15 protein-coding genes, 1 pseudogene and 1 riboswitch are annotated in these 20,141 nt (G+C 70.2%); of the genes and pseudogenes, 8 read left to right on the top strand and 8 right to left on the bottom strand.

Translation table 11 applies throughout. The features are described 5' to 3' along the window. The first annotated feature begins 127 nt into the window (after positions 1-127). On the top strand, positions 128-1,069 hold the full coding sequence (murQ, locus tag LNW73_RS18385; protein WP_250976432.1) for an N-acetylmuramic acid 6-phosphate etherase: 942 nt from the start codon (positions 128-130) through the stop codon (positions 1,067-1,069). Between the two features lie 102 nt (positions 1,070-1,171). On the opposite strand, the gene groL is transcribed toward murQ, so the two are convergent. The 4 genes from groL to thrC form a co-directional block, all read right to left on the bottom strand. Then, positions 1,172-2,800, bottom strand: coding sequence for a chaperonin GroEL (groL, locus tag LNW73_RS18380; protein WP_138355905.1), 1,629 nt, complete (start codon positions 2,798-2,800; stop codon positions 1,172-1,174). A 340-nt stretch (positions 2,801-3,140) separates the two neighbouring features. Continuing rightward, entirely contained in the window at positions 3,141-3,344 is a 204-nt protein-coding gene (locus LNW73_RS18375; RefSeq protein ID WP_009339379.1) for a cold-shock protein, read from the bottom strand. 418 nt (positions 3,345-3,762) lie between these two features. Further along, positions 3,763-4,038 carry a ubiquitin-like small modifier protein 1 gene (locus LNW73_RS18370; RefSeq protein WP_138355904.1) on the bottom strand — a complete coding sequence of 92 codons (276 nt, stop codon included), beginning with the start codon at positions 4,036-4,038 and terminating at the stop codon, positions 3,763-3,765. Beyond that, positions 4,035-5,333, bottom strand: a complete 1,299-nt coding sequence (thrC, locus tag LNW73_RS18365) for a threonine synthase (protein WP_250990648.1) — start codon at positions 5,331-5,333, stop codon at positions 4,035-4,037. Before thrC ends, LNW73_RS18370 begins: the two co-directional genes overlap by 4 nt. Before the next feature lie 17 nt (positions 5,334-5,350). Further along, positions 5,351-5,492, bottom strand: a riboswitch (SAM riboswitch). Between the two features lie 194 nt (positions 5,493-5,686). Between thrC and LNW73_RS18360 the strand changes: the two genes are divergently transcribed. The 4 genes from LNW73_RS18360 to LNW73_RS18345 all read left to right on the top strand — a co-directional run bounded on the left by LNW73_RS18360 (position 5,687) and on the right by LNW73_RS18345 (position 13,841). Continuing rightward, complete coding sequence (locus tag LNW73_RS18360) at positions 5,687-6,667, top strand: glucosyl-3-phosphoglycerate synthase (RefSeq protein ID WP_250990647.1); 981 nt, start codon at positions 5,687-5,689, stop codon at positions 6,665-6,667. A 102-nt stretch (positions 6,668-6,769) separates the two neighbouring features. Further along, a complete protein-coding gene (locus tag LNW73_RS18355; RefSeq protein ID WP_250990646.1) occupies positions 6,770-8,197 on the top strand; it encodes an alpha,alpha-trehalose-phosphate synthase (UDP-forming) in 1,428 nt (475 codons plus the stop codon). 113 nt (positions 8,198-8,310) lie between these two features. Then, positions 8,311-12,879, top strand: a complete 4,569-nt coding sequence (locus LNW73_RS18350; protein ID WP_250990645.1) for a DUF6531 domain-containing protein — start codon at positions 8,311-8,313, stop codon at positions 12,877-12,879. Next, the gene (locus tag LNW73_RS18345) at positions 12,876-13,841 is read left to right on the top strand and encodes an SUKH-3 domain-containing protein (RefSeq protein WP_250990644.1); all 966 of its coding nucleotides are present in this window, start codon (positions 12,876-12,878) and stop codon (positions 13,839-13,841) included. The genes LNW73_RS18350 and LNW73_RS18345 overlap by 4 nt, the downstream gene beginning before the upstream one ends. Before the next feature lie 65 nt (positions 13,842-13,906). Here the strand turns inward: LNW73_RS18345 and otsB are convergent, their stop codons facing one another. From otsB to LNW73_RS18330, 3 genes are all read right to left on the bottom strand, one after another. Continuing rightward, positions 13,907-14,752 (bottom strand): trehalose-phosphatase, encoded by an 846-nt coding sequence (otsB, locus tag LNW73_RS18340; RefSeq protein ID WP_250990643.1) that lies wholly within the window; start codon positions 14,750-14,752, stop codon positions 13,907-13,909. A gap of 125 nt (positions 14,753-14,877) precedes the next feature. Next, positions 14,878-15,123: a DUF3263 domain-containing protein gene (locus LNW73_RS18335; RefSeq protein ID WP_250990642.1), complete on the bottom strand. Its 246-nt coding sequence runs from the start codon at positions 15,121-15,123 to the stop codon at positions 14,878-14,880. A gap of 71 nt (positions 15,124-15,194) precedes the next feature. Continuing rightward, positions 15,195-16,472: an extracellular solute-binding protein gene (locus LNW73_RS18330; RefSeq protein WP_250990641.1), complete on the bottom strand. Its 1,278-nt coding sequence runs from the start codon at positions 16,470-16,472 to the stop codon at positions 15,195-15,197. A 255-nt stretch (positions 16,473-16,727) separates the two neighbouring features. Between LNW73_RS18330 and LNW73_RS18325 the strand changes: the two genes are divergently transcribed. The 3 genes and pseudogenes from LNW73_RS18325 to LNW73_RS18315 all read left to right on the top strand — a co-directional run. Beyond that, positions 16,728-17,669, top strand: a complete 942-nt coding sequence (locus LNW73_RS18325) for an ROK family protein (RefSeq protein ID WP_250990640.1) — start codon at positions 16,728-16,730, stop codon at positions 17,667-17,669. Next, positions 17,669-18,823, top strand: a complete 1,155-nt coding sequence (nagA, locus tag LNW73_RS18320) for an N-acetylglucosamine-6-phosphate deacetylase (RefSeq protein ID WP_250990639.1) — start codon at positions 17,669-17,671, stop codon at positions 18,821-18,823. Before LNW73_RS18325 ends, nagA begins: the two co-directional genes overlap by 1 nt. Positions 18,824-18,845: 22 nt before the next feature. Continuing rightward, positions 18,846-19,176: pseudogene (locus tag LNW73_RS18315) on the top strand (PfkB family carbohydrate kinase); the annotation flags it as partial. Here LNW73_RS18315 and LNW73_RS18310 read toward each other — a convergent pair. Then, positions 19,166-20,119 carry a carbohydrate-binding protein gene (locus LNW73_RS18310; protein ID WP_250990638.1) on the bottom strand — a complete coding sequence of 318 codons (954 nt, stop codon included), beginning with the start codon at positions 20,117-20,119 and terminating at the stop codon, positions 19,166-19,168. The pseudogene LNW73_RS18315 and the gene LNW73_RS18310 overlap by 11 nt on opposite strands. Between the last annotated feature and the right edge of the window lie 22 nt (positions 20,120-20,141).

Here is a 20,141-nt window from a genome sequence, read left to right as displayed (position 1 = left end):
CGCCCCCTCCCCATCCAGCACCAGCCCCCTATCCACACAGGCATCCGCACACAGGACGCAGCATCAGGCCGTGGCGCGCTGACGTGGCGCCAGGGCTCACCGCTTCACGTAAGGACGTACGAGCCGCATGTCCCCCTCCACCGACTCCGACTACACCGAGCTGCGCCGGGAGCTGGAGACCCTCACCACCGAGGCGTTCCGGCCCGAGCTCTCCGAGATCGACCGGCTGTCCACCCTGGAGATCGCCCGGACGATGAACGCCGAGGACGCCACCGTCCCGGCCGCGGTCGCCGCACAGCTGCCGGCCATCGCCGCGGCCATCGACGACATCGCCGAGCGGATGGCTCGCGGCGGGCGGCTGCTCTACGCCGGGGCGGGCACCGCCGGCCGGCTCGGGGTGCTCGACGCCAGCGAGTGCCCGCCGACGTTCAACACCGAGCCGGGGCAGGTCGCCGGCCTGATCGCGGGCGGCCCGGCCGCGATGGTCACCGCGGTCGAGGGCGCCGAGGACAGCAGGGCGCTGGCCGCCGCTGACCTGGACGCGCTGGCGCTGGGCCCGGACGACACCGTCGTGGGCGTCTCGGCGTCCGGCCGCACCCCGTACGCCATCGGCGCCGTCGAGCACGCCCGCTCGCTGGGGGCGCTCACCGTCGGGCTGTCCTGCAACGCGCACTCGGCGCTCGCGGCGGCCGCCGAGCACGGCATCGAGGTCGTCGTCGGCCCCGAGCTGCTCACCGGCTCGACCCGGCTGAAGTCCGGCACGGCGCAGAAGCTCGTGCTGAACATGCTCTCGACGATCACGATGATCCGGCTCGGCAAGACGTACGGGAACCTGATGGTCGACGTCCGGGCGTCGAACGAGAAGCTGCGGGCGCGGTCGCGCCGGATCGTCGCCCTGGCGACGGGGGCGCCGGACGCCACGATCGAGGCGGCGCTGGCCGCGGCGGACGGCGAGGTCAAGCACGCCATCCTGGCGATCCTGGCCGATGTGGACGCGGCCACGGCGGCCCGGCTGCTCGCGAAGAGCAACGGCCATCTGCGCGCCGCCCTGGAGTCGGCCGGCGCCTGACGTCAGGGTCGCCACGGAAACGCCCGAGGGCGGCATCCCCAACTGGGGATGCCGCCCTCGGTCCTACTACAGGTACCGCTGACCGGAGTTCTGACCGGAAGGTCAGAAGTCCATGTCGCCACCGGGCATGCCGCCACCGGCGCCGGCGCCGGCTCCGGCCTTCTCGGGCTTGTCGGCGATGACGGCTTCCGTGGTGAGGAAGAGCGCGGCGATGGAGGCCGCGTTCTGCAGCGCGGAGCGCGTGACCTTGGCGGGGTCGATGATGCCTTCGGCGATCATGTCGACGTACTCGCCGGTCGCGGCGTTCAGGCCGTGACCGATGGGCAGGTTGCGGACCTTCTCCACAACGACGCCACCTTCGAGGCCACCGTTGACGGCGATCTGCTTCAGCGGGGCCTCGAGGGCCAGCTTCACGATCGCGGCGCCGGTCGCCTCGTCACCTTCGAGCTCGAGCTTCTCGAACGCGACGGCGGCCTGGATGAGAGCGACGCCACCACCGGCGACGATGCCCTCTTCGACGGCGGCCTTCGCGTTGCGAACGGCGTCCTCGATACGGTGCTTGCGCTCCTTGAGCTCAACCTCCGTCGCGGCGCCGGCCTTGATGACGGCCACGCCGCCCGCGAGCTTCGCCAGGCGCTCCTGGAGCTTCTCGCGGTCGTAGTCCGAGTCCGAGTTCTCGATCTCGGCACGGATCTGGTTGACGCGACCGGCAACCTGGTCGGCCTCGCCGGATCCGTCCACGATCGTGGTCTCGTCCTTGGTGATGACGACCTTGCGGGCGCGGCCGAGCAGGTCGAGACCGGCGTTCTCCAGCTTGAGGCCGACCTCCTCGGAGATGACGGTGCCACCGGTGAGGATGGCGATGTCGCCGAGCATGGCCTTGCGGCGGTCACCGAAGCCCGGAGCCTTGACGGCGACGGACTTGAAGGTGCCACGGATCTTGTTGACGACGAGGGTGGAGAGCGCCTCGCCCTCGACGTCCTCGGCGATGATCAGCAGCGGCTTGCCGGACTGCATGACCTTCTCGAGGAGCGGGAGCAGGTCCTTCACGGACCCGATCTTCGAGTTGACGATCAGGATGTACGGGTCGTCGAGGGACGACTCCATACGCTCCAGGTCGGTCGCGAAGTAGGCGGAGATGAAGCCCTTGTCGAAGCGCATGCCCTCGGTGAGCTCAAGCTCGAGCCCGAAGGTCTGCGACTCCTCGACAGTGATGACGCCTTCCTTGCCGACCTTGTCCATCGCCTCGGCGATGAGCTCGCCGATCTGGGTGTCGGCGGCGGAGATGGAGGCCGTCGAAGCGATCTGCTCCTTGGTCTCCACGTCCTTGGCCTGCTCGAGCAGCTGGGCGGAGACGGCCTCGACGGCCTTCTCGATGCCACGCTTGAGGGCCATCGGGTTGGCGCCCGCGGCTACGTTGCGGAGGCCTTCCTTGACGAGGGCCTGGGCGAGAACGGTCGCGGTCGTCGTGCCGTCACCGGCGACGTCGTCGGTCTTCTTCGCGACTTCCTTGACCAGCTCGGCGCCGATCTTCTCGTACGGGTCCTCGAGCTCGATCTCCTTGGCGATGGAAACACCATCGTTGGTGATCGTGGGGGCGCCCCACTTCTTCTCGAGGACGACGTTGCGGCCCTTCGGGCCGAGGGTGACCTTGACGGCGTCGGCGAGCTGGTTCATCCCGCGCTCGAGGCCGCGCCGAGCTTCCTCGTTGAACGCGATGATCTTGGCCATAGAAGTGGTCCTCCCGGACAGGGGTGGATTTCAGTGGACCGCGTGGCGCCCGCGACGGACGGCCTGCCGATCACCGGGCTCTTCCCGGCGCTCGATCGGGCCTCGCCGACCCGGTCCTTCTGTCACTCTCACTGTCAGAGTGCTAACGCCAATGATTAGCACTCGCCCTAGTCGAGTGCAAGCGACTGTGGATAACTCGGGGTCCCGGAGGGGCGCCGCGCGCCTCCCCCGGAGCAGGCCGCGGCCCGGCCGCGGGCGGACGCACGAAGGGCCCGCGCCCCTGTCGGGACACGGACCCTTCGGCGTGAGTGCGTAGCGCCGTCGGCGACGCTCCGGAGCTTCAGCCGGCCAGGCGGACCATGTCTGCCTGCGGCCCCTTCTGACCTTGCGAGATCTCGAACTCGACCCGCTGGCCTTCCTCGAGGGTGCGGTAGCCGTCCATCTGGATCGCGCTGTAGTGGACGAAAACATCCGCACCACCGTCGACCGCGATGAAGCCGTAGCCCTTCTCCGCGTTGAACCACTTGACGGTGCCCTGAGCCATCCCTAACTCCCCTATTGCTGGCCCTATCGCGAATCCGCACTTCGCGGACCCGGGTCAGACCTCACCCCCGCCAAGGTCGGGGGCGTGCGCCGGAACGCGTCGACCGCGGCCGAATGTATCCGTACGGATGCCCTCTGCAACAGGTCAATCCGACGAGAATTCCAGGCACGACTGATCGGAAATACGGGGAGGAACAATAAGGATCCGGGGCAACTCGGACCGGACATACTTCGCCTACACGACAATCATCTCGCGAATTTGGCGATAAATCGTCGAGCCGCGTCAGGGGCCGGGCGGGAGTCCACCGCAACTGTACCTCGATTCAACTACCGCCCCACACCCAGATGCCCCGCCCACCACAGGTGGACGGGGCATGAGGCGGTGCATGAGTTCACGCGGGACTGGGTAGGGACGGAGGTCAGCCTCCGGCTACCGCCGGAATGATCGATACATTCGCGCCGTCCGGAACCGAGGTCTGCAGACCTTCGGAAAAGCGCACGTCGTCGTCATTCACATAGACGTTCACAAAGCGACGCAGCTTGCCCGTGTCGTCGAGAACGCGCGCCGAAATACCCGTGTGGTTCTTCTCCAGCGACTCAAGGATCTCGGAGAGCGTCGAACCCTCGGCCGGGACTTCCGACTGGCCGCCGGTATAGGTGCGGAGAATGGTCGGAATACGAACAGAAGCACTCATGCGAGGCCAGCCTCTCGGAACGCGGCAAGGGTCGGGCGGATGACGGCGGTCGGGCCGGTGGTCGGAGCGACCGCGTCGAGGGTCTTCAGGCCGTCACCGGTGTTGAGGACGACGGTCTCCAGGGCCGGGTCGAGCTGACCGGTCTCGATGAGCTTCTGCAGCACACCGACCGTCACCCCGCCCGCGGTCTCGGCGAAGATGCCCTCGGTCCTGGCCAGCAGCTTGATCGCGGCCACACACTGCTCGTCGGTGACGTCCTCGACCGCTCCGCCGGTGCGGCGGGCGATGTCGAGCACGTACGGGCCGTCGGCCGGGTTGCCGATCGCCAGCGACTTGGCGATGGTGTCCGGCTTCACCGGGCGCACCACGTCGTGGCCGGCCTTGAAGGCCGCGGAGACCGGGGAGCAGCCCTCGGCCTGCGCACCGTAGATCTTGTAGGGCTTCTCCTCGACCAGCCCGAGCTTGATCAGCTCCTGCAGACCCTTGTCGATCTTCGTGAGCTGCGATCCGGACGCGATCGGGATGACGATCTGGTCCGGCAGCCGCCAGCCGAGCTGCTCGCAGATCTCGTACGCCAGGGTCTTGGAGCCCTCGCCGTAGTACGGACGCAGATTGACGTTGACGAAGCCCCAGTCCTCGCCGATCGGGTCGCCGATCAGTTCGGAGCAGAACCGGTTCACATCGTCGTAGTTGCCCTCGATGCCGACCAGCTCGCCGCCGTACACCGCGGCCATGACGACCTTGCCGGCCTCCAGGTCGTGCGGGATGAACACACAGGAGCGGAACCCGGCACGGGCGGCGGCGGCGCCGACGGCACCCGCCAGGTTGCCCGTGGAGGAGCAGGAGAGCGTCGTGAGGCCGAAGGTGCGGGCGGCCTCCAGGGCGATGGCGACGACGCGGTCCTTGAAGGAGTGCGTCGGGTTGCCGGAGTCGTCCTTGACGTACAGGCCGCCGGTGACGCCCAGCTCACGGGCCAGGTTGTCGGCCTTGACGAGCTTGGTCCAGCCCGGGTTCAGATTGGGCTTGTCGACCACGTCCGCCGGAACGGGCAGCAGCGGCGCGTAGCGCCAGATGTTCGCCGGGCCGGACTCGATCTGCTTGCGCAGCGCTTCCGGGTCACCGGTGGGGAGGTCGTAGGCCACTTCGAGCGGCCCGAAACACTCCTGGCACGCGAAGACCGGACCGAGCGGAACGCGTTCTCCGCACTCGCGGCAGGAGAGCGCTACGGCGGGTCCGAACGCGGGTCCGGTGTCCGGGGTGGCTTCAGTGGTGTTGTCGATGGTCTGCACAGCCATGACGGCGAGGCCCTTTCTCCTCATCTTCCCCGCGGCGACGATCGCCACGAGACGGAATTGGCACCTTCCCCACCTGGCCTCGCGTCGTCGACGACGAGATGTGGCGGGAGGGTTGCCGGGACTTCTGCGGGCCGTTCCCTCAGTCCCTCTGGATGAGCGCTGTGGCACCGGGCTCTCACCCGGGCATTTGTTTTCCGTGGTGACCCCCGGCATGCGGCGGTCACTCGCGTTGTTCAAGACTGTAACCGACGAGCCGGACACTTGAGATAGTCGTCCGAACCGCGAGATGGGTCACGCGGGTCCCCGCACGGGGTGGATTCCGCCCCCGACACACACATCAGGGAGTCAGGCACGTGCTGCAAGAGGTGGAGCGCTGGCTCGATCGACGGTCCTGGTCCGCCGCCGACCGGCCCCTCGACCGGCTGCTCGCGGCCAAGCGTTCCGCGGGCGACCGGGGCACGGTGAGCGTGGTGCTGCCCGCCCTCGACGAGGAGGCCACGGTCGGTGCGATCGTCCGCACCATCCGCGACGAGCTCATGAGCGGTCCCGTGCCCCTGGTGGACGAGCTGATCGTGCTCGATTCAGGCTCCACGGACCGTACGGCGGAGGTCTCGGCGCGCGCCGGAGCCCGGGTCGTGCACCGCGACGAGATACTCCCCGACCTGCCCGCGGTGCCCGGCAAGGGCGAGGTGCTGTGGCGGTCGCTGCTGGTGACGAGCGGCGAGATCGTCTGCTTCATCGACGCCGACCTGCGCGACTTCGACGCCCGCTTCGTCTACGGAATCATCGGCCCCCTCCTGACCGAGCCCGGCGTCCAGCTGGTCAAGGCGATGTACGACCGCCCGCTGGAGACCGGCGACACGATCGTGCCGGCCGGCGGCGGCCGCGTCACCGAGCTCGTCGCCCGCCCCCTGCTCAACCTCCACTGGCCCCTCCTCGCGGGCTTCGTCCAGCCCCTCGGCGGCGAGTACGCGGCCCGCCGCTCCCTGCTGGAGCGGCTGCCCTTCCCGGTCGGCTACGGCGTCGAGCTCGGCATGCTCATCGACGCCCTGAACACCGTCGGCCTCGACGCGCTGGCCCAGGTGGACGTCGGCGTCCGCCACCACCGCCACCAGGACGGCCAGGCCCTCGGCCGCATGGCCGCGACGATCTACCGCACCGCCCAGGTCCGTCTCGCCCGCGGCCAGCTCGTCCGCCCGGTCCTCACCCAGTTCGACCGGGGCCCGGACGGCGGCTTCGCCCCCCGCACCCACCAGGTGGCAGCCGAGGAACGCCCCCCGATGATCACCATCCCCGAATACACGACCCACCGCGAGACACGCCGCACGGGCTGAACCGCCGATGCCCCCTCCCCGGAGGGCCCGGCCCCCTCATCCACCCCCGCGGCGAAGCCGCCACCACGTTTGCGTCGCAGGACACGTGGCTAGGCTGGCGGCATGGTCGCTCACCGCGCAGCCCCGATCCTCGTCGCCTCCAACCGCGGGCCCGTCTCGTACACCCTCGGAGAGAACGGCACGCTGACCGCCAAGCGCGGCGGCGGCGGACTGGTCTCCGGCCTCAGCGCGATCGGCCCCGACGCCGGCGCCGTCTGGGTGTGCGCCGCCATGAGCGAGGGCGACCGCGAAGCGGTCCGCCGCGGCGAGGGCGACGCGCAGACGCGCATGCTCGGCATCGAGCCGGACGTCTTCGCCGCCGCCTACAACTCCATCGCCAACTCCGTGCTGTGGTTCGTCCACCACCTGCTCTTCCAGACCCACCTGGAACCCCTCTTCGACGAGGACTTCCGGCAGGACTGGGCCTGCTACGAGACGTACAACGCCGCCTTCGCGGACGCGCTCGCCGAGGAGGCCGCGGAGGGCGCCACCGTCCTCGTGCAGGACTACCACCTGTCGCTGGCCCCCGCGATGCTGCGCGAGCGCCGGCCCGACCTCCGCATCGGGCACTTCTCGCACACCCCGTGGGCGCCGCCGGACTACTACCGCCTGCTGCCCGACGACATCGGCGCGCAGCTCCTCACCGGCATCCTCGGCGCCGACCGCGCCGCGTTCCTCACCCGGCGGTGGGCCGAGGCCTTCGCCGCCTGCTGCGCGGACGTGCTCGGCGCGGACGTCGGCCACGATGCCGCCGGCGAGCTGACCGTCACCCACGAGGGCCGCACCACCCGGATCGGCGTGCACGGCCTCGGCGCCGACGCCGACTTCCTGCGGGAGCGCTCGCACCGGGACGACGTCGAGGAGCGGCTGGCCGCCCTGCGCTCCGACATCGGCCCCGGCCGCCGCACGATCGTCCGCGTCGACCGCACCGAGCTCTCCAAGAACATCGTGCGCGGCTTCCTCGCGTACCGGCAGCTGCTCACCGAGCACCCGGAGTGGCGCGAGCGCGTCGTGCACATCGCCTTCGCGTACCCGTCGCGGCACGATCTCGCGGTGTACCGCGAGTACACCGCCGAAGTGCAGCGCGTCGCCGACGAGATCAACGCCGACTTCGGCACGGCCGACTGGCAGCCGCTCCTCCTGCACGTCAAGGACGACTTCGCGCGCTCCCTGGCCGCGTACCGTCTCGCCGACGTGGCCCTGGTGAACCCGATCCGCGACGGCATGAACCTCGTGGCGAAGGAGATCCCGGTCGTCTCCGACGACGGCGTCGTGCTCGTCCTCTCCCGCGAGGCGGGAGCCTTCGAGGAGCTCGGCGACGACTCCCTGGTCGTGAACCCGTACGACCTGCGCTCCACGTCCCGCGCCCTGCACGACGCCCTCACGATGCCGAACGACGAGCGCGCCGAACGAACGAAGCGCCTCGCGGCAGCGGCGACGGCACTGCCACCGGAGCAGTGGTTCCTGGCGCAACTGTCCGAGCTGGAGTAGGCCGGATCCGGACGGCGGTGTAACAGAGCGTCGACAACCTGACTCCCCCGGGTCGCCCCGCGTTTCCAAAATGCAAGAATCGAAGCGGAGTTGACCACACACGGGGGAGAAGCGTGGCGAATCGTCCGACGGATTGGCATGTGCTGGATCTGGACCGGGATCCGGTTCCGGGCGATCCGTTCGAAGTGAAGGAACTCGCCCGCAAGCTGGGCGACTTCGCCGACGACGTCTCGTCGGCGCTGCGGTCGGTCAAGGGCCTGAGCGGCAACAACGCGGTCCAGGACTGGGCCGGGCTGGCCGGCGACGCCTACCGGGAGCAGTTCGGGGATCTGCCGGGCGAGCTGACCAAGCTGGAGAAGTCCTACCGGCTGGCGTCGGGGGCGCTGGAGACGTACTGGCCGAAGCTGGAGACGGCGCAGGCGGACGCCGACCGCGCGCTGGCCCAGGGCCGTACCGCCCGGCAGGACCTGGACGCCGCCAAGACCACCCAGGGCACCGCGAACGACTGGGTCAAGCGCGCCGGCGACAAGTCCAAGGAGTACCAGGCCGACCCGAAACCGGGCGTGGAACCGCCGTCCGCCGACGAGGTCCGCACCGCCACCCGCAACGCACTGGACGCCTCGAACGCCCAGAAGTCCGCGAACACCGCCGTCCACGACGCCCAGCAGCGCCTGGACGCCGCGAAGGAGCTCGCCGCCCAGGCGGCCCACTTGCGGGACACCGCGGCGTCGACCGCGGAGCACGCCCTGCACGAGGCGTCGGACGCGGGCATCAAGAACAAGCACTGGTGGGAGAAGGCGGTCGACTGGGTCGCCGACCACTGGGACGACATCGTCGCCGTCTGCAAGGTCATCGTCGCCGTCCTCGGCATCGTCGTCATGATCATCGGCGGCCCGCTGGCCTGGATCGTGCTGGCCGCCGCCCTCGTCGTCCTCGCCGACACCCTCGTCAAATACGCGCAGGGCAAGGCATCGCTCTGGGATGTGGCGTTCGCCGCCCTGGACTGCATCCCGATGTTCAAGGGGCTCACCACCGCCGGCGGCCTGCTCAAGATGGCCAAGGAACTTCCCGCGCTCCTCAAGAGCGGCAAGGCCCTGGAGAACGTCGCCAACAGCATCCGCAAGGGCGCCGGCGCGATGCGCCAGACCGGTCGCGACATCAAGAAGCTGGTCACCTGTGGTGACCCGGTCGACATGGCGACCGGCGAGCTGGTCATGTCCACCACCGACATCGAACTGCCCGGCGTGCTGCCGCTGATCCTGGAGCGTCACCACCGCTCCTCGTACCGAGCCGGCCGATGGTTCGGAAAGTCATGGGCATCCACTCTCGACCAGCGGCTGTGGGCGGACGACGAGGGAGTGCGCTTCACCTCCGCGGACGGCATGGTGCTCTATTACCCGGTGCCGCAGTCGACCGCGCCGGTCATGCCCGTGGAAGGCCCCCGCCTGCCGTTGACGTGGGACGGGCTGCCCGCCGGAAAGCTGTCCGTCAGCAACCCGGGCACCGGGCAGACGCTGCACTTCAGCGCGCTGCCCGGCCGCAACCCCGCGCACTTGGTACTCGCCGCGATCACCGACCGCCACGACAACCGCGTCACGATCGACTACGACGCCGAGGGCGCCCCGGTGGAGGTCGCCCACAGCGGCGGCTACCGGGTGGGCATCGAGAGCGACGCACACCGCATCACCGCGCTGCGCCTGCTGAGCCACCCGGACCGGCCCGTCCTGCTGTCGTACAGCTACGACGCCGGCGGAAATCTCGCGGAGATAACCAACTCCTCCGGCGCGCCGATGAAGTTCAGCTATGACGACGAGCACCGGATCACCTCCTGGGAGGACCGCAACGGCACCTGGTACCGCTACGAGTACGACGGGGAAAGCCGGTGCGTGTTCGCCACCGGTACCGACCGGCTCCTGGAGTACTCCTACGGGTACGACGAAGCCGACCACCGCACCACGGCCACCAACTCGCTCGGCCAGAGCACGGTTTACCAGTTCAACGACCTCTTCCAGATCGTCGCCGAAACCGATCCCCTCGGCCACACCACGACCACGGAATGGGACCGTTACGACCGCGTCCAGGCCGTGACCGACCCGCTGGGCCACACCACTCGCTATCTCTACGACGAGCACGGCGACCCGATCGCCGTCGTCCGCCCGGACGGCAGCCGGTCCGTCGCGGAGAACGGCGAGCACGGCCTGCCCGTGGCCGTGACCCAGGCCGACGGAAACGTCTGGCGCATGGAGTACAGCCCCGCCGGCGACCTGACCGCCGAGACCGATCCCTCCGGCGCCCAGGTCTCCTACCGGTACAACGACATCGGCGCGCTCACCGCGATCACCGACGCCGCCGGGCGCACGGTCCTGATCGAGACCGACTCCACCGGCATGCCCGTCGCGAGCACCGACGCCGAGGGCTCGACGACACGGTACGAGCGGGACGCGTTCGGCAGGCTCGTCGCGCAGACCGCTCCGGACGGGTCGTGCACCCGCTTCGGGTGGACGCCCGAGGGAAGGCTGAGCTGGCGCACCCTGCCCGACGGCACCACCGAGCGGCGGGTCTACGACGGCGAGGACAACCTCGTCGAGCACGTGGACACCGCCGGGAAGGTGACGCGCTTCGAGTACGGCGGCTTCGACCGGCCCGCGGCCCGGATCGACCCGGACGGCTCGCGGCTGGAGTTCGCGTACGACGCCGAGCTCCGGGTCACGTCGGTGACCAACCAACTCGGCGCCGCCTGGCGGTACTTCTACGACGAGGCGGGCCGGCTGTCCCATGAGGAGGACTTCGGCGGACGCACCCAGAGCTACCGGCACGACGAGGCCGGGCGGCTGGTGGAGCAGACCGACGGCATGGGCGTCACCACCACGTACGTGCGGAGCCCGCTCGGCAAGGTGGTGGAACAGCGCACCTCGGAGGAGGTCACGACCTTCGCCTACGACGGCGTCGGCAACGTGCTCCAGGTACATGGCCGGCACGCCGAGCTGAGCTACGAGCGCGACGCGATGGGCCGGGTCGTCGCCGAGACGTGCAACGGTGCCACGGTGCGCTCGGAGTACGACGTACTCGGCAGGCGGGTGCGACGGGTCACGCCGTCGGGCGCCGAGAGCGCATGGGAGTACGACGGACGCGACCGGCCGGTCCTCCTGCGGACGGCCGGCAGGAACGTCACCTTCAGCTATGACGCGGCCGGGAATGAGGTCGAACGGCAGGCGGGCGCAGCCGTTCTCGCCCAGGCATGGGATCCGAACGGCAGGCTGAGCACGCAGACCCTGACCGCGCGCGATCCTTCGGGCGCTCTCGAACCGCGGCGGGTACAGCACCGGGCATACCGCTACCGGCCGGACGGCATACCCGGCGCGATCGAGGACCTCGCGAACGGCGACCGTGTTCTCGACGTCGACGGCACCGGGCGTGTCACCGGAGTGCAGGCGGCGACGTGGTCGGAGCGCTACGCGTACGACGCGGCGGGCAATCTCGTACAAGGAGAGTGGCGCGAGAACCGGTCCGCGGAGCCCGCAGGGAGCGGGCGGTCCGGCGGTTCGGGTGACGTGCGCTACGACCACGACGCCCAGGGCCGGGTGGTGCAGCGGCGCAAGAAGCGGCTGTCGAGGAAACCGGATGTCTGGCAGTACACCTGGGACGGCCAGGACCGGCTGGTCGGGGCGGTCACCCCGGACGGCTCCCGGTGGGCCTACCGCTACGACCCGTTCGGCCGCCGGATAGCCAAGGAGCGGTTCGGCCCGGACGGCGAGACCGTGGTGGAGCAGGTGCTGTTCACCTGGGACGGGTTCGTTCTGGCCGAGCAGATCACGCTGTCGGGCGACGACGCGCCCCGGTGCACCGTGTGGAACTGGGAGCGGGACCGGTTCAGCCCGGTCACCCAGGTCGACCGTGTCGCGCCGCGGGACCGGCCGCAGGAGTGGATCGACGAGCAGTTCTACTCGATCGTGACCGACCTCGTGGGTACCCCCGCGGAACTGGTCGACGAGCAGGGCGAGCTGGCCTGGCAAGCCCGGGCGACGGTGTGGGGCGCCGGGTTGAGCCACCCCGGGTCCGATCGCGCGTACTGCCCATTGCGGTTCCCGGGCCAGTACCACGACCCCGAAACCGAGCTCAACTACAACTACTACCGGCACTACGACCCGGAGACCGGCCAGTACGCGTCACTGGACCCACTCGGCCTCGCGCCCGGCCCCAACCCGCGCGCGTATGTGGCGAACCCCTTCACCGCCGTGGACCCATTCGGTCTCGCGCCCGACTGCGAACGGGCCCTGAAGGCCGCAAAAGACCGCGCGGACCTGGAACAAGGCCGGGAAGGCGCGAACAAGCACACCAGGCCGACGAGTTCGGCCGGCCTTTCGGTACCGGGACACGAGCCGACGTTCAACGGCGCGAGCATCAAGGGTGGCGGAAGTCATGATCTGCATCCAGATGTCCAGGCGGCCTACGATCGGGTGCCACAGGCGATCAAGGATGACATGGGCGGGGCGCATTCGCGCTGCGGAGAGCCGGAGGCGCTGTCGGACGCCATGCGAGCGGGCGTGAATCCACGGGGCGGCACGATGGCCGCCGTCGAAGTGCGCGCGCCGGGCAATCCGGCGCATGGCAGGGTGAAGGATCCCTGCAGGTCGTGTGAACATGTTCTTGATGAACTCGGAGTTGCGGCGGTGCGTAAATGACTGACGAGTCCCGGCCCGCAGGATGGTCCGACCTGACCTACCACGTGATGCGCTGCACTGGATGGCACCCCGGCCGTTCTGTGCCCGTCGACATCAAGGAACGTGCCCTGCGCGAGCGCGGCGGGTGGTTCGAGATACACGATGCCGCCCGGCGGTTCCTCGCCGAGTTCGGGTGGCTGGGCACCGACACGTGGACGCCTGGCCCGACGATGCCGCAGTCGCCGTTCCGATTCGATCCGGGCCTGGCAGAGGGCGAGAGGGAGACCTTCGCCCGGCTCAGCGAGCAGGCCGGAACGTACCTCTACCCCATCGGCCACGCCGACAGCGGTGACAACTACCTGGGCATGGCCGCCGACGGAGCCGTCTACATCGGCAAGGACAGCGTCGAACGGCTGGCGGACACCGCCCACGCGGCGATCGAAATCCTCGTCATGGAACGACAGACCGACGCTCCCCTGCCTTTCGTCCTGGCAGGTGATCACCTCGTGCTGCCCCACACCGCTGAACACGACCTGAGCGCGGAGATCGGGACACGCTGGTCGGCGGAGACCGACCGGGTACTGCGACTGGCCGGCTGGTACCCCGGCCGCTCGGTCCCCACCGCGGACTGGGAACGCATCCTGCACGAGGCCGACGAGGACTTCGAGATGCACGAAGCCGCCCGGCGTTTCCTCACCGAGTTCGGCGGCCTGGCAATCAACGTGAACGGCCCGGGCAGAGCGGCGGGCCGGTCACCGTTCGGGCTCGATCCCCTCGTGGCCACATGGGACTACGAGATCTTCGACGTCCTCAGTGAGGAAGCCGGAACCTACCTCTACCCCATCGGCGACGCCAGCCGTGGCAACTTCTACCTGGGCATGGCCGCCGACGGAGCTGTCTACGCCGGCAAGGACAACGTCAGCCTGCTGGCGGACACCCCCGACGGGGCCCTGGAGAATCTCATCGTGGGAATCCGCCCCTGACGGGGCGCAGCCGAAGCGGGCCCAACGGGAAGACCGGCGACGGCCTGCTCCGCGCCGCCCGCCCGTTACCCCAGCGCGTCCGCCAGTGCGTTGAGGAGGTCCACCACGCCCTTCGGGCCGTCGACGACGAGGTCGGAGCGGGCGACGAGTTCTGGGGGGACCTCGCCGGAGGCGGTGCCGCTGCAGACGAGGATGCCGGGGAGGCCTTCGCCGCGGAGGCGTTCGACGGCGCCGAAGGCGGCGAGGTCGCCGAGGTCGTCGCCGGCGTAGAGCACCGAGCCGGCGTCGGCCTCGCGGAGGTAGGAGGCGAGGGCGACGCCCTTGTCCATGCCGGGGGGCCGCAGCTCCAGGACGAGGCGGCCGGGCTCGACGATGAGGCCGTGGCGGGCGGCGAGTTCGTTCAGGGGGTCGCGGAGGGCTTCGAATGCGGCTTCGGGGTTCTCGGTGCGGCGGGTGTGGACGGCGACCGCGCGTCCCTTGTCCTCTATCCAGGTGCCGCGCCAGGCGCCGATCCGGTCGAGGAAGCCGGGCAGCTCGGCCCGTACCGCGTCGACGCCGGAGTGGTCGCCCGCGGACTTCACCTCGCCGCTGACCGCGTCCCAGCGTTCCGCGCCGTAGTGGCCGAGGACGACGAGCCGCTCCAGCCCCGGGACGCCGGCGAAGCCGCCGTACCGGACCGCGACGCCCGCCGGGCGGCCGCTGATCACGGCCACCGCCCCCAGGCGGGGGGCGAGCCGGGCGAGTGCGGGCACCGCGCCCGGGTGGGCGCGGGCGCTCTCGGGGTCGGGCACGATCGGCGCCAGGGTGCCGTCGAAATCGAGGGCGACCACAGCACGCTCGGGGTTCGCGAGGAACGCCGCGAGCCCTTCCTTGCCGTCGGACGTGGACGAGGTCAGCAGGTGACTGCTCATGCCCCCGACCCTACCGAGGGGAGGAGGGGCAGAGGAGGGGGCGTGCGAAGCACTTCGTTGCAAGGGTGGTGGCGGGCGAGGGGCGGGCACACGGGAGCATGCGCGCGTTCAGTGCGTCGTCCGCGTCAGCGCGCATCGCGGCGGGTGTCCCGGGCGCGGCGCAGCCGGTTGACGGTCACCGGGTCGTGGGCGAGTGCCCGGGGGTCGTCGAGGAGGGCGTTGAGGAGCTGGTAGTAGCGGGTGGCGGACATGCCCAGCTGCTCCCTGATGGCGCGTTCCTTCGCCCCGGGGCCCGCCCAGGTGCGGGCGGCGAGGTCGAGGACGGCCCGGTCCTGGCCGGTCAGGCCCCCGCTCCCGTTCTCGCTCTCCACCCGCGTCTCCTCCACGTGACCGGCGACAAGGTGTCCGGTGACTGTGTCACCGGCGACAACGTGACCGATGACTACTTGACCTTCTCCGCCGCGTCCTGGCTCTCGGCGAAGCGCTGCAGATCGCTGAGGACGGTCTTGGGGTCGGCGTGCACGGCGCCGCCGAGGACCTTCTTCATCTGGTCGCTGACCGGTCCCCAGGAGGTCTTGTCGACCGGGTAGAACTGGGCGGACGGCAGCAGGTCGATGAACTTGATGAGGTCCTTGTCCTTGGGGTCCTTGCGCATCGCCTGCATCGCCGAGTTGGTCACCGGCAGCAGCCCGTACTCGTCGAGGAACTTGATCGAGTTCTCCGGGCTGTAGGAGAACTGCAGGAACTTGCCGATCTCGCCGCGGTGGCCGTTCTGCTTGAAGGCCATCATCCAGTCGGCGACGCCGAGGGTCTCGGCCATCGTGCCGCCGTCGCCGGGTATCTGCACGGCCTTGACCTTGATGCCCTTGGCGAGGGCCTGCTTGAGCAGCGTCGGGTGGCCGTTCACCATGCCGGCCTTGCCGGCCAGGAAGGCGTCGAAGACGGTGCGGCGGTTGGTCTTGGCCGGGTCGCTGCCGGTCAGGCCGGGCTGGACGAGGTTGTCCTTGAGCCACTCCATCGCCTCGACGTTCGGCTGGGAGTCGAGGGTGTAGCTGCCGACGGTGTCGGTGTACGAGCCCTGCTTGCCGAGCATCCAGATCAGGGACTCGGCCTGTGCTTCCTCGGGACCGAGCGGCAGCCCGTACGGCATCTTGACGCCGTGTTCCTTGAGCTTCTTCGCGTCGGCCGCGATGTCGGCCCAGGTCTTGGGCGCGTCCTTGATGCCCGCGTCGTCGAACAGCGTCTGGTTGTAGAAGAACATCCGGGAGCTGGAGACGAAGGGGATGCCGTACTGGGTGCGGTTCTGCTCGCCGGCGGTGGCCAGGGAGGGGATGAAGTCGGCCTGGGTGCTGATCGGGAACAGCTCGTCGGCGCTGTACAGCTGGCCCTTGGAGGCGTAGGCGGCGTAGGAGCCGATCTGGGCTATGTCCGGCGCCTTGCCGGCCTTGACCATCTCGGCGACCTTGGTGTCGACGTGGTCCCAGTCGATGACCTGGATGTCCACCTTGATGCCGGGGTTCTTGGCCTCGAAGGCGCGGCCGAGCTCGTCCCAGTACTTCTTGGAGCTGGTGGCCGCGTCGGTGCCGTAGTCGGCCGCGACCATGTGCAGGGTCACGTCACCGCCGAGGGCGCTGCTGCCACCGCATCCACTGAGTGTCGTCAGAGCCAGCGCCGCTGCGATACCCGCTGCCGCCGTGCCCAGGAGTCGTCGCCGGTGCACCGTTGTCCTACCGCCTTCATCCGCTTCATGCGCCCGCCCCCGCGCGTTTCCGGGGGCGTCAAGTGCCCGAGTCTGCCCGCGCTGCCCACCCAAGGTCTACACCACGGCTGTCTCGCTTCGGCAACACCCTTCCCCAACAGCGGGGACAGAAGGGATGGAAGCCCGCAGACCAGGCGATTCGCCAGGGCCCGAAGGGTGATCTTCATGGCGTAAGTGGACTAGACCTTTCCCTGAGTAGAGGGGACACTGTCCTGCGTGAGACATGTCATCGCGCTCGATGTGGGCGGTACCGGAATGAAGGCCGCCCTGGTCGGGGAGGACGGCACGCTTCTGCATGAGGCGCGCCGGCCGACCGGACGCGAACGCGGCCCCGAGGCCGTGATCGCCACCATCCTCGGCTTCGCCGCCGATCTGCGGGACCACGGGATCCGCGAGTTCGGCGAACCCGCCGCCGCGGCCGGCGTCGCCGTGCCCGGGATCGTGGACGACACGGCCGGCATCGCCGTCTATGCCGCCAACCTCGGCTGGCGCGACGTACCGCTGCGCGCGCTCGTCTCCGAACGGCTCGGCGGCATCCCCGTCGCCCTCGGGCACGACGTGCGCACCGGCGGTCTCGCCGAGGGCCGCATCGGGGCGGGCAACGGCGCCGACCGGTTCTTCTTCCTCCCGCTGGGCACCGGCATCGCGGGCGCCATCGGCATCGACGGCCGCATCGAGGCGGGCGCGCACGGCTACGCGGGCGAGATCGGTCACATCGTCGTCCGGCCCGGCGGACCCCTCTGCGGCTGCGGGCAGCGCGGCTGCCTGGAGACGCTGGCCTCCGCCTCGGCCGTCTCCCGGGCGTGGGCGGCCGCCCTGGGCGATGAGGCCACCGACGACACGTCCGCCGCCGACTGCGCCAAGGCCGTCGAATCCGGCGACCCGCGCGCGCTGGCCGTCTGGCGCGACGCGATCGAAGCGCTCGCCGACGGCCTGGTCACCGGCCTCACTCTTCTGGACCCCCGGGTCCTCATCATCGGCGGCGGTCTGGCCGAAGCTGGGGACACACTCTTCGGCCCGCTGCGCGCGGCGGTCGAGGAACGCATCACGTTCCAGAAGCTGCCGCTCATCGTCCCCGCCGCCCTCGGGGACACCGCCGGATGCCTGGGCGCGGGTCTGCTCGCCTGGGATCTTCTCTCCGTGGAGGTAACCGCCTGATGGCCCCCGTAACGACAACGCAGCGCACGGTACTGACCGGTGCCCGTGTGGTGCTGCCGTCCGGCGTGGTGGAGAACGGCCGGGTGACCGTCGACGGCGGCCGGATCGTGGCCGACGAGTCCGCCGAGGCGGCCACCCTCGACCTCAGCGGTCATACCGTCGTCCCCGGTTTCGTCGACATCCACAACCACGGCGGCGGCGGGGCGTCCTTCACCTCGGGAACCGCGGAGGAGATCCTCACCGGCGTCCGCACCCACCGCGAGCACGGCACGACCACCGTCGTCGCGTCGACCGTCACCGGTGAGATGGACGTCCTGGCGCAGCGCGCGGCGCTGCTGTCGGAGCTGGTCGAGCAGGGCGATCTGGCCGGCATCCACTTCGAGGGCCCGTTCATCTCGCCGTGCCGCAAGGGCGCGCACATGGAGTCGCTGCTGCGCGACCCCGACCCGGCCGAGGTCCGCAAGCTCATCGACGCCGCCCGCGGCACCGCCAAGATGGTCACCCTCGCCACCGAACTGCCCGGCGGTCTGGACTCGGTGCGGCTGCTCGTCGAGCACGGCGTGATCGCCGCCATCGGCCACACCGACGCGACGTACGAGCAGACGATCGAGGCCATCGAGGCGGGCGCGACCGTCGCCACGCACCTGTTCAACGCGATGCCCACGCTCAACCACCGTGCCCCCGGCCCGATCGCGGCGCTGCTGGAGGACGAGCGGGTCACCGTCGAGCTGATCAACGACGGCACGCATCTGCACCCCGCGGTGCTGGAGCTCGCCTTCGGCAGCGCGGGCGCGGACCGGGTCGCGTTCATCACCGACGCGATGGACGCGGCCGGGTTCGGGGACGGGCACTACGACCTCGGCCCGATGGCCGTCGAGGTGAAGGACGGGGTCGCCCGGCTCGTCGAGAACGGCTCCATCGCCGGCTCCACCCTCACCCTGGACACCGCCTTCAAGCGCGCCGTCACCGTCGACCGGCTGTCGCTGGCCGACACCGTGCGGGCGATCTCGGCCAACCCGGCGCGGCTGCTCGGCCAGTACGACCGGATCGGCTCGCTGGAGGCCGGCAAGGACGCGGACCTGGTGGTGCTCGACGCCTCGTACGACCTGGTCGGCGTGATGCGCAAGGGCGAATGGATCGTCCGGCCCTCCTGAGGCCGCCGGGGAGGCCGCCCACGCCGCCGAGGAGGCCCGCAGACGCGGTGCACGGGCCGTGGGCGGCCTCACCGGGCGCCGAGGGCGTCCTGGCGGTGACGGAGGACGCCACGTGGCGGGCGGTGCCGCCGGACCGGCTCACGGGCAACCCGACGGGCGCCGGCGACTCGGCCGTCGCGGGACTGCTCTCCGGCCTCGTCGAGGGACTGGACCGGCCGGGCCGGCCGGCCCGCGCGGTCGCCCTGTCCGCCGCGACCGTACCGGCGCCCGCGGCGGGCGCGTTCGACCGGGCGGCCTACGAAGAGCTGCTCGGGCGCGTCGAGGTGACGGCCGTTCCGCGCGCTACTTCTTGACCTGGCCTTCCTTCATCCACACCTGGTCGAGGTTGACGCCGCACTTGTTGCCCGGCGCGCAGGTGAGGGCAAGGGTGTTGGAACCCTTCTTCAGGTCCACCCACACATAGGTGGTCGCCCACGCCTTCGACCAGTCGGCCGTACCCGTGTAGTTGTGCATGCTCATCGGGCCGGTGCGGAGCTTGCCGTTCTCATTGAGCGTGAGACCGGCGTCCTCGCCGACGTTGCCGAACCTGATGAACAGCGTGTACGCACCGTCCTTCGGCACCTCGAAGGTGTACGTGGCGCTCGCGCCGACGGCGTTCAGACCGCCCACGGACGTACCGCCGGCCGCCTTGGCGCCCGGAATCGCATTCGTCTGCGCGGCGCCGCCGGACAGCGTCAGCGTGGCGGCGTCCACGACCTTGGACGCGAACTTGTCGGGGGCGCTCGCGGACTGGCTCGGCGTGACGGGAGCACTGGAGGACGGCGGGGTGGACGGCTTGTCCTTCGCGTCGTCCTTCTTGCCGCCGCCCTGCGTCATCGCGAAGCCGATGCCGATGGCGACCGCCACGACCACCGCGATGGCGCCGATCAGCAGCCCCTTGCGGTTCGGGCCCTGCGACCCGCCGCCGCCGCTGCCGCCGCCGTGCGGCGTGTACTGCGTCTGCTGCTGCGTGTACTGGGGCGGCTGTGCCTGCTGGGGCGGCTGCTGCGCGTAGCCCTGGTCGTAGCCGGGCTGCTGCTGGGGCTGCTGCGGCGGGTAGCCGTAGCCGCCCTGCTGCGGTGGGCGGCGCTCGCCGACCCGCTGGACCTGGTTGTACGACGTGCGTGGCACGCCCGGCTGTGCCACCGTCGCGCCCTCTGGGGCCGCCCCGGAACTCTCGCCCTCGCCGCCCTCGGAGCGGTAGAGGTACGCGAAGGGGTCGTCGTTCTCAGAGGCGCCGTTATTGCCGGCCGTCATCCGCTGTTCACTCCCTAATGGC

Source organism: Streptomyces sp. RKAG337 (genome assembly GCF_023701715.1).
Classification (GTDB): domain Bacteria; phylum Actinomycetota; class Actinomycetes; order Streptomycetales; family Streptomycetaceae; genus Actinacidiphila.
The sequence above is the reverse complement of the archived record's forward strand: the minus strand, read 5'-3'. Positions and strand labels throughout refer to the sequence as shown.

Bases quoted from the DNA above. Each gene is read 5' to 3' on its own strand.
- murQ (WP_250976432.1), top strand. From the start codon at position 128: ATGTCCCCCTCCACCGACTCCGACTACACCGAGCTGCGCCGGGAGCTG.
- groL (WP_138355905.1), bottom strand. From the start codon at position 2,800: ATGGCCAAGATCATCGCGTTCAACGAGGAAGCTCGGCGCGGCCTCGAG.
- LNW73_RS18375 (WP_009339379.1), bottom strand. From the start codon at position 3,344: ATGGCTCAGGGCACCGTCAAGTGGTTCAACGCGGAGAAGGGCTACGGC.
- LNW73_RS18370 (WP_138355904.1), bottom strand. From the start codon at position 4,038: ATGAGTGCTTCTGTTCGTATTCCGACCATTCTCCGCACCTATACCGGC.
- thrC (WP_250990648.1), bottom strand. From the start codon at position 5,333: ATGGCTGTGCAGACCATCGACAACACCACTGAAGCCACCCCGGACACC.
- LNW73_RS18355 (WP_250990646.1), top strand. From the start codon at position 6,770: ATGGTCGCTCACCGCGCAGCCCCGATCCTCGTCGCCTCCAACCGCGGG.
- LNW73_RS18345 (WP_250990644.1), top strand. From the start codon at position 12,876: ATGACTGACGAGTCCCGGCCCGCAGGATGGTCCGACCTGACCTACCAC.
- otsB (WP_250990643.1), bottom strand. From the start codon at position 14,752: ATGAGCAGTCACCTGCTGACCTCGTCCACGTCCGACGGCAAGGAAGGG.
- nagA (WP_250990639.1), top strand. From the start codon at position 17,669: ATGGCCCCCGTAACGACAACGCAGCGCACGGTACTGACCGGTGCCCGT.
- LNW73_RS18310 (WP_250990638.1), bottom strand. From the start codon at position 20,119: ATGACGGCCGGCAATAACGGCGCCTCTGAGAACGACGACCCCTTCGCG.